Below are 12,961 nucleotides of genomic sequence, written 5' to 3' on the forward strand. Positions count from 1 at the left end.
GGGGAGGGAATATATATGGGGATTATAATCTTCAGAATCCCTGTGGGCTTATTTAATAGCCAATAAAGAGAAATCCCGGCTCATAAAAAAGACGCATGTGATGCGTCTCTACAATAGCTGGAATTGGTAATTGTTATCCCAGCGCTTCATATATCTCCGCGCTCAGCAAGCCACTCCCACCGCCATAATGCTGTACTAATAAGCCAGTAAACGCCCGCAGGCTATAATTGCCACCCAAACAATAATGGAAATAATTGCAGATATCTTATTCAAAGGGGAAATATTTGGAACTTCCGAATCAGAACGGTTCCGGAAAATAAACCTGTGAAACACAAGCACATTAAGTGCGGCCAGAATTAATAAGATCATTTTGAGCCAGAAAGTTGGATCGGCACCCAGTGCTTGTGCATTTGTAATGAACAATAAAATCCCGGAAGGAATGATAAGCCACAATCCCCGGCGTGACCAGGGTAATAAATGGCGGGCCAAAAACACTATCGAAAGATTTCTGGAAAAACCCAACAGGCGCAGATCAAACATAAGTGCTGCTCCAACAAGAATGACTATTCCTACAATATGTACAATTTCCAAAGCCGGGTATAACCATAACGATTGACGGATGCTAACCGCCCAGGATGAGGCTTCTAACCAGCTTAAAAATTGAGCTATAAAAGGAGCCACAATTAACGCAACTCAAATTTTTTGGCCTGAACATATATCCGTTCAGCACGCATCTCGGTTTTTATGGTTTTATGTGGATAGCCAACTATTCTTACGGAGGTACCCTTTTTAATCATATCCGCAGAAAGGCCACGGTCTGTCATGCGGCCTGCAGGTGCCAGATAAACCGTCCATAACTTGCCCTGGTATTTCACTTTTGCAATAGCATGCGGATTTTCATAAACAGATTCCTCAATGATGGTTTTATAATCGAGCACTTTAGTCTGATCATAATTAGCCCAGCCATGGTGAAAGAATGTAAACGATGTGCAAAGTAAACATACTATTACCAGCGATGTGTTTTTCAGATAAGCCATAACGTGAAATTTAATGTTAATAAATTGCTAAACAGTTGTTTAACTAAACAAACAAATTTAAGAATAGTTATTTGCAGGTTAAACAATTGTACAATACAGAAGGGCCCCGCTATCGTAATGCGCTGACTTGCGATACGTTTGCTTGTGCTTATATTTTCCCGAAAGTGTTCATATGCACACCCGTGAACGCTCATGAACACTAAAGAATATCTGATAATCAGGTAAATACATATACAGCCTTACTGACAAAACACTGTCACCACTTTCATCATCTATACCTGTTATATTTGAATATACGGTACAAGCTTTAGCCTTTAAGTCATAAGCCAGGAGTTTTGAGTCCTGAGTCATAAAATAATATCGAATACACTTTTGACTTCTTACTAAGGGCTTTAAACCTTCCTTTAACTTTCACCTTTATTCAAATGTCCCACCAAAATTATTCTGCCGAACGTCCGCTGCATATCGAAAATATCCGTGCCGAAGTCCGCGGATATCCGCTGCGCCCGGCTAAAAGATCAAAAATAGCAGCCATTCCCGACCCTGAAACATGCCGTTACCTGTTTACTGTTTTCACCGGCAACCGCTGGATGGAACTTGGCGAACGTGAACCTGAATCTAAAATGCTTTTCGGTGAATTTTGGCACCAGGGAGAACTTTGTATGCTTTTTGCCGATACTAACGTTGGTAAATCCGTGCTGGCCGTGCAAATCGGGAACAGTATAGCTCATGGCAAAACAATCGCGCAGTTTGCCCTGGATGTTAAACCCAGCAAAGTGCTTTATATCGATTTTGAACTTAGCACCAAGCAATTCTATCAACGCTATACGCACCCGCAAGGCAATTACAGTTTTACTGATCATTTTTTACGCGCTCAGTTTAATCCCGATGCCGAAATGGAGGGCAACTACAGCAACTATGATGAATATATTATTGCCGGCCTCGAGTACAAGATAAAACAAGTTAAAGCCACTGTACTTATTATTGATAACATCAGCTGCCTGCGCGGCGGTACCGAAAATGCTGCTGTGGCCCTCAGCCTCATGAAAAACCTCAAAGCGCTCAAAACCGATCATCACCTGTCCATATTGGTGCTGGCGCATACACCCAAACGCCGTAACCCCGGCTCGGCACTTTCGGCCGATGACCTGCATGGCAGCAAACTGCTCATCAACCTTGCCGACAGCGCCTTTGCCATAGGTACAAGTAACGCCGACCAGCGCCTGCGTTACCTCAAGCAAATTAAGCAGCGCAGCATCGCACAGGTATATGGCGAAGATAATGTATGCCTTTGCCGCATTGCAAAGCCCCAAAACTTTTTGCAGTTTGAGTTTGAGGGCAATAGCCACGAATGCCTGCACCTGCGTACCCGCAACATGCTGAAGCAGGAATTATTAACCCAAAAAGTGGTTGAACTCTCTGCCAAAGGCCTCAGCCAGCGCCAGATCAGCCGCGAACTTCATATTGCTGTAGGCTTGGTTAACAAGTTAATGTCCAGGTGATAAAATGAGTTCGATGATGTTAATGAGAAAAACATCGGCGTAGAGAATATCGAGTAATGGATATCAAATACATAATCAGTCCTTTAATATATATCATATATCGTTGCTATTTAGCCCCGCCCTCTACGATCTTTATTTCTTCTTCTGTTAAGTCGTAAAGCTGATAAACAAGTTGGTCGATTTGGATTTCGAGGTTTCTGGAATTGAAATCAGTATTTGCATTTTTTAATGAAATTATTTCATTTACAATTTGAGCTATTTCCTCAGCGTTATTATTTAACTCTGTCATGATAGGGAGATCTTTAAAATGTTGGAGCTTGACCTTGGGAAATAATTCATCAAATTCGGAATATTTGTTCCTAAAATAATATATCATCAATTGGGAATTAATTATTCCAAGCACTGCTTTGGTGTAAGCATCCGAACCATCAAAACGAGCAATAAACACTGATTGATCAACTATAAAATGCGAGTTTATAAATGTCGCAATTAGTTTTTCACTGGGTATTTGCCGTAAAAGAATTCTATTACCATCAAAATATTTTGGCTCTCTTGGTTCTGCCAGCCATGTACCATAACTTATGAAGGAATCATTATCCCACTTTACCAAAAAAGATTTAATATTCTTTCCCCGCAAATAGGGAACAAAAGTTTCGTCCTTCTTCTCTTTAGATTGATAAGGGTTTTGCTTTATTAGATCTTTAGTATGGCCTACTCTCTTATGATAAACTCCCACTCCACGCGCAATACTGCTGAAACTTTTTAATTTGCGAGATCGTTCTTCGATTTTTCTTAGTAATCGGTAGTTATTCTCATCTTGAAAAATATTAATGCTATAGTTATCATTGAGCAAGAAATCTTTTTGTTTGTATTTATTCCTATAGATAAATGACTCATTTGCATAGGCCTTTATTTGAGTATCGATATTTTTTTTTGTCTTGCTGCCCTTTATAATTATTGTATCAACGACTGCTTCCTCAAATATGCTGCTTGGCATATTACATATTTCAAGTAAAGACATATTTTCAATAAAATACTTTCTGACTTCAGATAGAAAAAGATTATTCAGCCACGCATTAGGCGTTATATATGTTACATACCCCTCCGTTTTCATTAGTAATATTGCCTTTTCGATAAAAAGAATATATGTATCTATCTGATAGTAAGATGTTTTATAATTGGACAATGAGTATTCCTTGAAGATCTTTTCAAATTTTTCTCCTTTACTATTAACATATGGCGGATTTCCTATTACCACATCAAACCCTAAAAAATCACCTTCATCATTTAATACCTCTGGGAACTCAAAGCGCCATTCAAAGGCATTTTCATAAATCTTATTATTCTTAATTTCTTCAATAGCGCTTTCCTGGTTACCGATTGCTATTTCTAATCTTCGCTGTTCTAACTCTAACTGTTTTTTATTCTTTTTTGTACCAAACAGATCTTCGTTAGTACTTAACAATTTATCTAATTGCCCACGCAGTTTGCTTAGTTCTTTGTATTCTTTTGCATTGCGGCTAATGGAGGTACGGAAACTATTTTTAATACTATCAATCAACCTTACCAGCTCATGTTTAGATGCTTTGTCAGTTGCATTTTTATAGGTGCCTACCGCTATTTTATAGTCGTTTATATTCCATTTGGTATTGCGCAAAGCCTGCTTTAAATCGGCATCTAACGCAAAGCGACTAATGAGTGAGTTACCTGTTTTTATATTGATATCAATATTGGGCAGGGTTTCCAACTCTTTGGTATCCGCTTTGTAATAGGCATTTTTTAACAGCTCTATCCACAAACGCAGGCGGCATATTTTCACCGAGTTGGGATTTATATCAACTCCAAAAAGGCAGTTTTCAATAATGGTTTGCTTTTCGTGAAAAAGGGTTTCCTGTATGCGCTGGCTTTCTTTGCTGTTGGGGTTATATTCAAAAATATCGCCGTTCTCGTCGGTAATAATCAGCTCATCATTTTCAACTATTAAGCCGTAACTCCGCAGCGTGCGGCCATCCTTATCCATTAATACCTGCAGGTCGCTTTTTATAGCGATCATCTCGTTTAAGGCTGATACCAGGAAATGACCCGAACCTACAGCTGGGTCGCAGATTTTGAGGCTATTGATAATGGCGTTTGCTTCCTTTTTATCCTGTATGTTATTATACAGTTCATCGTATTCTTTTAATTCCCAGCCTTTGGTTTCGTTAAATTTTTGCACCACCGCGCGGCGAATAGTTTCGCGGCACATGTACATGGTAATAAAGCCCGGCGTAAAAAACGATCCATCTTTATAACCGTTAATTTTTTCAAATATTAGTCCTAAAACTGAAGCATTGATTAGCTGTTTGTTATCTTCCTGTATTTCTTCGGCACCTTCACTGCTAAAATCATAGGCATTTAAAAAAGCAAAAAGGTAATCTAAAGTATCCAGATTGCCTTTCAGCGCTTTGCCCTTTGCATCTTTTAACACGGTTGAACTAATGACTGGCAGGGGTACAAAATCTTCCAGTCCGTTTATAAACAGGGTTTGATGTTCCAGCTCAGTAGGTTCAAAAAGTGATGAATTTAGGTAAGGTACTTTAGCAAATAGTTTTTGAATATCCTCAGTACGTTCGCCCGGTATTTTGGCCAATACACGGAAAAACAATTTATCCAGATCGTCAAAATCTTTAATCTTCTCTTTGGTTAAAAAAGTATAGCTGCGATCGCCTTTATGATAATTGATCAGTTGTGCTTCCAGTAGTTTTAAAAACAAGATGCGGTTAACCCAGGTGATCACCAGTTCAAGCGCTATATTGTATAAACGATCTTGCTGATTATCGCCATATTGCGAAGGCTTATCCACCCTTGAAACTTTATCGTGACTATCCAACTGAATAATGGCATTTTCCAGTAATGAGCCCGTATTTCGTTCGCCGGGGTTTTTACGGTTAATCAGTTTTTTGCTGCCTTCTTTATATTCGTGAAGCCCTATAATGTGCAGCAATTCTGAATAAAACTTTGGTTGCAGTGTATTGCTGTCATTTGCAAAAGGCAGCTTTAGTAAGTGTACGGGTGATAGTATTTTATAAAGTGCAATCAGGCTTTTATCATCCTGCTTATCGGCATTGGTAATAACCTTTTTATAATCGCGAATATCAAAATGAGTAACATCAACTGATAGTTCCGTATGACTTGCCAGCAATTTTTTTAGCTCATCATAAAACCAGGGATTGTCCTTATTGTCTGACTTTTTTAGCTCATATAATTTTTTAATAGCCGTATTACGATAAATCTTTTTATCAAACTCATTAGCATCAATAATGTACCAATCGTAAATATTGGTAATAATTAATTGCTTAAGCTCATTGCGGTTGCGCGTTATGCGTTCATCTAAATAATAAAGTATGAGTTCATGAACGGCCTTTACATTAGTTTTTCCGGCAGTTATCATTTCGCCTGTATTAGACGGACTTTTAACTTCCAGTATCACTCCATAAGGATCATTGGGCGATTTACCTGTATGTATCACCAGGTCATTTTTTCCAATGGGGTTTATCTGATGTTGTGAGTTATTATACCAGGTAAGTTTTAAAAAATCGGCAATTAATGATTTCAGATGTTCCTCATCACCCTTATCATTTATTTTACCCATAAGATCGATAAAATGGGCTTTGAAAAGCTCAATATCACTACGGCTTATCTTCTCTTTAAGATAGGCTTTGTTTAATGATTGTTTGGGTGTATTTATTTTAAGGTTCATGTAGTAAACAAGCCCTGTAAATTAACAAACAATTACCGGGATGGCAAATAGATGTTTTCATCATCGCTTGTAAGTAACTATATAAATTCATTACCTGTACAGTCCGCGATTGCGTCGTACCTCGCAATAACATGATTTTGTTACCCTTGCTACCGGGATCCTCCTGCCAGCTATCAAAACCTTGCCAGATTGCATGAAAAACGCCATTTAATCCAATACTGTAAAAATGAAATAATGTAATTATTCTTTAATTGATTACCTTTGTGTGATAAAGAGTTGTTATGAAATTTTTTGAAGAAAAACGTCAGGAAGTAATGGTGCATATTGAAACATTTATGCTTGAAAAAATGTTTGAATATTTAAAGCCCGTTGATACCATCTGGCAGCCATCCGATTTTTTACCTGATTCTACAAGAGACTCTTTTTTCAGCGAAATTAAAGAATTGCGGGAAAGCGCGCAGGGTTTAAGCTATGACCTTATTGCGGTTTTAATTGGTGACACCATTACCGAAGAAGCCCTGCCAACCTATGAATCATGGCTTACCATGGTTGAAGGTGTTTCGAAAGACGAAGAAGGCGGCTGGATGAAATGGACCCGCCACTGGACCTCTGAAGAGAACCGTCACGGCGATCTGCTTAATAAATATCTCTACCTGTCGGGCCGTGTTAATATGCGCATGATGGAAGTATCAACCCAGTACCTGATAGCCGATGGCTTTGATATAGGTACCGGTACCGATCCTTACCGCAACTTTATATATACTTCGTTCCAGGAACTGGCTACAAATGTATCGCACAGGCGCGTGGCATCACAGGCTAAAAAAGATGGTGATACCCTGCTGTCAAAAATGTGCGGTGTTATTGCAGGTGATGAAGCACGTCATGCAAAAGCTTATAAATATTTTATCGAAAAGATATTTGAGGTTGATCCGAGCGAGGCCATGATTGCCTTTGAGGATATGATGCGTAAAAAAATTGTTATGCCTGCTCACTTTTTACGTGAGGTAGGTTTAAAAATTGGTCAAACCTTTGGCCATTTTACCGATGCTGCTCAGCGCTTAGGTATTTATACCGCTATTGATTATGTGGATATACTGAAAGAACTGATAGAAGACTGGCACATTGAAAGCACTACCGACCTGAATGAAGCCGGCGAAAAGGCGCGTGATTATATCATGAACCTGCCATCGCGCTTACTGCGTGTTGCCGAGCGCATGAAAAACCCAATGCTGGAGTACAAATTCAGCTGGATAAACGGATAGGTTATTCTCATAAAATATTGGAAAGAGGCGCAGATGATGCGCCTCTTTTTGTTTTAGGGAAAATAACAAACCTGTCATCTCGAACGAGGTACGAGGAGAGATCTTATACGCAGGGTATATGCTGATAGGACAAGATTTAGTAGGTTAAATTCCCTCCTTGGGGAGGGGCGCATGGTTTGTGTAATGGCAGGGAGGGGTTTATTCGTGATGCAGGCCGCATAAACCCCTCCCTACACCCTCCCGTTGGGAGGGAATCGCACAAGCCAACACAGCTATCAAACTTTGAGGAGAAATAACACCGTCCACAGTCGACTCACCCGGTCTGCGCTTCGCTGGACCACCCTCTCTGCGGCTTCGCCGCAAAGAGGGTAAAGGAAAAAAATGTTGAAATCCCTTCTTTACGCGGAGCGTAGAGAGGGGTGACAAGCGCAGCGATGTCGGGGTGAGTCGATACCGCGTTTAATTCTCGTCGTCTGTCCAATAATAGGCTATTACTCTCAAAAGAGGGAAATCGCACATGCCGGTGCTGTTAATTCACTCTCCATCCACTTTAAAACCAGGTTTTGTGTATCCTTCGGGCACATAATTTTCCGGTATTTGTATGTGGTTGCCATCCCGCAATGCGGTGTAATGCGGCGACATGATCTCGACCCCGGCTTCGTTAAACTTGTCCTGTATGTTTTGGTGCAACCTGGAATAAACGCCAGCCATCTGGTTTGATAAGGCGGTATAGGCATTTACCTGGTAGCTCACATTAAAATCATTAAGCGCTGTTTGCAGTACAAAAGGCTTGGGTTCTGATGATACGCCATCGGTAGCTTCGGCTGCGGTAATGAGCAGGTTATGCACCGTTTGCCAGGGCACATCATACCCAATGGTAACGGTTGTATTTAATATAAGGCCCATAGTTTTGGCTACGGTGGTGTAGTTAGTGGTGTGTCCGCTTAATATGGTAGCATTGGGTATGGTAATATCTTCGTTTTTAATAGTACGCAAACGGGTTACCAGCAGGTTTTTTTCTACCACATCGCCTGTAGCTTCGCCAACCTTTATACGGTCGCCAATTTTATAGGGGCGCATATAAGTAAGCACAATACCCGATACCATATTTGCTATGGCCGATGAAGATCCCAACGAAAACAAGATCCCCAAAAACACCGTAACTCCCTGAAATATCTTTGAATCTGAGCCAGGCAGATAGGGGAATATCACCACAAACATAAAGGCATACAGCAGCACCCGGATGATATTATAAGTAGGCATAGCCCATTCAGGGTAAAAGCTATTAATGGTGATGGCTCCCTGCGCAATCTCGTTGGCAATAAATTTTATCAGTTTTACTATATACCGTGTTACTATATAAATAACAGCAATAGTTAGCAGGTTGGGTATATAATGCAGTAAGGCCAGCAATATTTTTTTAAACGGGTTTACCACATAACTCAATAGCTGCACCGCAATAGGTTTTGACGCCGGAAAAATGAAGAACAAAACAGGTAATGCCAGGTAAATCAGTATAATAATTAGTATAAACCTTACTATGCGTAACAAACCGGTAATGAGCGGTAACAGGCGTTTGGCATACATAACCGGTGCACCCTGCGCAGCCAGTTTATCCATCCGGCTTTCCCAGCTTCTTAATATTTTTAGTTTTGCCCATCTTGTACCCTTATTCAATGCCCATATTAAAGCAATAAGCAGCACAATAACAGCAACGGCCTCCAGTATATTAATAATAACCTGTTTGCTATTGTTACTGGTAAAATAATTACCCAGCTTTTTTTTCAAAATGTCAAGGTAACTGGCTGCCAGTTGCGGGCGGTTTAGTTCAGAGAATGTGGCATCCTTATTATTTACAGCCAGTATAATTTGGGAGTTGTAGGAAATTACGGAAACTGAGGTGTCGTTTTTTAAGGTAAGTGAGTCGGGATTAAAGTCAATACGCTCAACCAGGGCTTCTATGCGTTTGGTCACTATTCCTGCCCGTTCTTTCGCGTCAAATAAACCCTGCCCGGTATAAAATTTAAAGAGGGTATCGCGGTTAATAATTACAGGTTCGCCTTTGGCATCAACCGTTTTTTGCGCATGTGTTGTAAAAGCAGCAAATAAAAGCAGGATAAGCAGGTAATAATTTTTAGGCATAACAGGTAGATTTTATGCTAAAGCTAAAAATTATATTTCAATTCTTTTAACCTTCCTGCACCAAATCAGTACCCTTGCTACCAGATAGATCCTTAAACAGATGGTTTAGTATGGACTCAATGGTTAGTGAATTTACATCATTCACGTAATGCTCAGACCGGGTTATCTGCAACTGGGTGCCATTTACCACTATGCTGAACAAAAAGCCTTCATACATTTCCGGCTGACTTATTTCAATAGTATCGCCCTTGCGCTCAATAATAAAGTTAATATTGCTTTGCCTGCGCTCATGAAAAAACTGGTTGAGCTTTTGCTGCAACAGGTTGTATAACTCATTTGTGTGGATAGCACTATGCAGGGTTATAATTTTCATGGTAATACATTTGCAATGTTTAATATTACAAAGCAATTTTGTTATTGTTTGCTATATAAGCTATATCATTGCGAGGAAGCCCCCTCTAAATCTCCCCCAAAGGGGGAGACTTTTAAAAAAATATTTTAAATCCCTCTCCGAAGGAGAGGGTTGGGTGAGGCGCTACGCTCGCGATGACATGTTGAAAAGGGATATCAAAAACACTACCTATATGAATTACAAATTACTGGGCCGCTCGGGCCTTAAAGTTTCAGAATTATGTTTGGGCACTATGGGCTTTGGTACCGAAGCCGGCTGGGGTGCCGATAAGGATACCAGCTTTGCCATTATGGATGCCTACGCTAATGCCGGGGGCAACTTTTTAGATACGGCTAATATTTATAAACTGGGCACCAGCGAAAAAATAATAGGCGAATACATGGGTAATCATGACCGCGATTATTTTGTACTGGCCACCAAATACACGTTAAAGGATAATATGACCAATCCCAATGCGTCGGGCAATAATCGTAAAAATATGATGCGCAGTGTAGAGGAGAGTCTCAGGCGTTTAAAAACTGATTTTATTGATGTGTTATACCTGCACATTTGGGATAATATTACCCCGATAGATGAAGTGCTGCGTGCCCTTGACGACCTCATAAAACAAGGCAAGATTACCTATGCCGCTATAAGCGATACGCCTGCCTGGGTGGTAGCCAAAGGCAATACCCTGGCCGAACTGATGGGCTGGAGTCAATTCATAGCTTTACAGGTGGAATACAGCCTGCTGGCCCGCACTGCGGAGCGTGAGCTGATCCCGATGGCTAAACATTTCGGGATGACGGTTACACCCTGGGCGCCATTAGCCGGAGGCGCGTTGACCGGTAAATACCTGCGCGGTGATCATGGCCGCATTAAACCCGAAAGTAAACGACTGGACGAACGCAGTAGAAACATTACTCAAACCGTTGTTGATATTGCTGCAGAGCTGGGCGTATCAGAAAGTCATGTCGCTTTAAACTGGACCCGTCAGCAAGGTTTCTCCTGCATCCCGATAGTTGGTGCTACCAAAGTTGATCAACTGTTGGATAACCTGAAAACAGTTGAGGTGACCCTAAGCCAGGATCAGCTAAAAAGGTTAAATGATGCCAGCGCCATTGAACTCGGTTTCCCCGGCGACTTTTTTAATGAAGAGGCCGTAAAAGTGAATTCCTTCGGCGGGTTTTATGATAGGGTGGAGAAAAGATAATATATAAAAGTTTTGTCATTCTGAGGAACGAAGAACTAACTCTTGAACGTAGTGAAAAATCTATTCACGTACTTGCTAATCGCCGAACAGATTCTTCGTTCCTCAGAATGACAAATTCGGTATAAAGCCATAGCGGTTATTACTCAAACCGCTTTAAATAATTCTTGCTGATCAATTCGCCGTACAAAATATCGCTTCGTTTATCCATACTAAACCAGGGATCACTATCATATTGCAGTATCTGGATGTTTTGCGCCGGCATAAAGCTTTGCGCCAGCAGAAACTTTTTATGATGCTGCGCGTTTTCAATCACATCCATCACTATAAAGCAATGTCCTGGTGAGCCACCCCGTATAAAAATATCTCCGGTTTTAAGGGTACTGCTGTTTTGAACGCTTTTTAATTCTTTTTGCAGCGATAATGTACCCGCATAGCTAAACACCAGGCTCATATAACGCATAAAACGGGGATAGCTGTAATCTTTTTTTGCTTTTAAAACCCAGTTGTCGTTCTTGTAGCGGTAACCATTGGCATAATGCACAAAATCGCAGCGGAAGCCGCTGGTGAAGTTGAAGGATATAGCTTTATAGTTTTTTTGCTGGTACAGGTATTCACCACGCAGGCGCATTACGGCATCGGCACATTGCTGCAGATCCTGGTTGCCAATGCTCATATCAACAATAGCCGCTGTGTACAGTTCGGTACGGGCAATGTCGCCTTTGTAAGTTTTGGCTGGTGTACCCACAGGTTTAAGTGGCAAAGCCCGAAGCCATGTACCAAAACCTCCTGCCGTAGTCGTGCTACGCTGATAGCCAGCAGGGATTTTAAACCGGCTCAATACATTGTCTGTTTTAACCGGATTGATCCAGCATAACATTCCTATCAGCAGCAAAAAGCTTTTCATAACGTTTTAGCCTTTTTTAATTGGGAGTAAGGGTTATAAGGAACCGGCAGATCATTAACCAAATGGAATGCCGAAAAATGTAAATGCGTTGGCGACCGTTTCTTAAAAGCATTAAATCCGGTACGGCCTACTTCGGCAATTTTTTGACCAGGTTTTACCATATCACCAGGTTTTACAAAAATGCAGTTATTGTGGGCGTAGTAAGTAATGGTCTCCATATTGGAATTTACTGCTTTGGAAGAGGAGACATAACTGAAAGTATTGTAATGATATATCCAGATATATTTACCTCCGCGTAAATTGCTTGTAGGTTCCCATTCATTGCTGCAGGCTATTACAATACCAAAATCAACAGCAAGCACATCTACCGGTTTTTTAGTACGATCATCAATGCAATCCTGATTTTTATCGTTTATAAATATATCATGAGCAGGATGAGCGGTGTGTTTGTTGCCATCAATGTAATGATAGCCCTTATCTGAGTACCCATCCCCGTTACCACCGATGGCATGATAATTATATCCTTGCAGTGGAAAAGTCCAACCAAGTAGTATATCAAGCTGACTGCGACGCATGTACCATTGATTTATTTTTTGCAATACCTCTTTAATAGCATTTTGCGCTGCCTCTTTTTTAATGTCACCTTTTAAAACGGTTGTATTAAAGTCGTTAAACTTAATACAGGCTTTTTCAAGATTTTGAGCATAAACGGCGACGCTAATAAACAAAACACCAGCAAGCAGGATGATCTTTCGCATAAGGTTTATTGTG

Annotated in this window: 10 protein-coding genes; 3 read left to right on the top strand and 7 right to left on the bottom strand. The window is 40.6% G+C overall.

Annotation, left to right across the window (positions count from 1 at the left end):
- Positions 1 to 195: 195 nt before the first annotated feature.
- Together M2273_RS29945 and M2273_RS29950 are read right to left on the bottom strand one after the other, a co-directional pair.
- Positions 196 to 681, bottom strand: a complete 486-nt coding sequence (locus M2273_RS29945; protein WP_429401943.1) for a DUF6644 family protein — start codon at positions 679 to 681, stop codon at positions 196 to 198.
- A gap of 2 nt (positions 682 to 683) precedes the next feature.
- Positions 684 to 1,037 carry a DUF6152 family protein gene (locus tag M2273_RS29950; RefSeq protein ID WP_429401944.1) on the bottom strand — a complete coding sequence of 118 codons (354 nt, stop codon included), beginning with the start codon at positions 1,035 to 1,037 and terminating at the stop codon, positions 684 to 686.
- A 425-nt stretch (positions 1,038 to 1,462) separates the two neighbouring features.
- Here M2273_RS29950 and M2273_RS29955 point away from each other — a divergent pair, with 425 nt between their 5' ends.
- Entirely contained in the window at positions 1,463 to 2,539 is a 1,077-nt protein-coding gene (locus M2273_RS29955; protein WP_429401946.1) for an AAA family ATPase, read from the top strand.
- A 106-nt stretch (positions 2,540 to 2,645) separates the two neighbouring features.
- Here M2273_RS29955 and M2273_RS29960 read toward each other — a convergent pair whose 3' ends face one another.
- Complete coding sequence (locus M2273_RS29960) at positions 2,646 to 6,278, bottom strand: DUF7149 domain-containing protein (RefSeq protein WP_429401948.1); 3,633 nt, start codon at positions 6,276 to 6,278, stop codon at positions 2,646 to 2,648.
- Between the two features lie 281 nt (positions 6,279 to 6,559).
- On the opposite strand from M2273_RS29960, the gene M2273_RS29965 reads away from it, so the two are divergent.
- Positions 6,560 to 7,540 (top strand): acyl-ACP desaturase, encoded by a 981-nt coding sequence (locus M2273_RS29965; RefSeq protein ID WP_429401950.1) that lies wholly within the window; start codon positions 6,560 to 6,562, stop codon positions 7,538 to 7,540.
- A 534-nt stretch (positions 7,541 to 8,074) separates the two neighbouring features.
- Here the strand turns inward: M2273_RS29965 and M2273_RS29970 are convergent.
- Positions 8,075 to 9,682, bottom strand: a complete 1,608-nt coding sequence (locus tag M2273_RS29970; RefSeq protein ID WP_429401952.1) for a mechanosensitive ion channel family protein — start codon at positions 9,680 to 9,682, stop codon at positions 8,075 to 8,077.
- A 46-nt stretch (positions 9,683 to 9,728) separates the two neighbouring features.
- Positions 9,729 to 10,055, bottom strand: a complete 327-nt coding sequence (locus M2273_RS29975; RefSeq protein ID WP_429401954.1) for a hypothetical protein — start codon at positions 10,053 to 10,055, stop codon at positions 9,729 to 9,731.
- Positions 10,056 to 10,266: 211 nt separating this feature from the next.
- On the opposite strand from M2273_RS29975, the gene M2273_RS29980 reads away from it, so the two are divergent.
- Complete coding sequence (locus M2273_RS29980) at positions 10,267 to 11,286, top strand: aldo/keto reductase (RefSeq protein WP_429401956.1); 1,020 nt, start codon at positions 10,267 to 10,269, stop codon at positions 11,284 to 11,286.
- A 139-nt stretch (positions 11,287 to 11,425) separates the two neighbouring features.
- Here M2273_RS29980 and M2273_RS29985 read toward each other — a convergent pair whose 3' ends face one another.
- Together M2273_RS29985 and M2273_RS29990 are read right to left on the bottom strand one after the other, a co-directional pair.
- Positions 11,426 to 12,190, bottom strand: a complete 765-nt coding sequence (locus M2273_RS29985) for a DUF4846 domain-containing protein (protein WP_429401958.1) — start codon at positions 12,188 to 12,190, stop codon at positions 11,426 to 11,428.
- Positions 12,187 to 12,948 (bottom strand): M23 family metallopeptidase, encoded by a 762-nt coding sequence (locus M2273_RS29990; RefSeq protein ID WP_429401960.1) that lies wholly within the window; start codon positions 12,946 to 12,948, stop codon positions 12,187 to 12,189. The genes M2273_RS29985 and M2273_RS29990 overlap by 4 nt, the downstream gene beginning before the upstream one ends.
- Positions 12,949 to 12,961 lie beyond the last annotated feature (13 nt).

Source organism: Mucilaginibacter lappiensis (assembly GCF_050433765.1).
In the GTDB taxonomy this organism is placed as follows: Bacteria; Bacteroidota; Bacteroidia; order Sphingobacteriales; family Sphingobacteriaceae; genus Mucilaginibacter; species Mucilaginibacter lappiensis_A.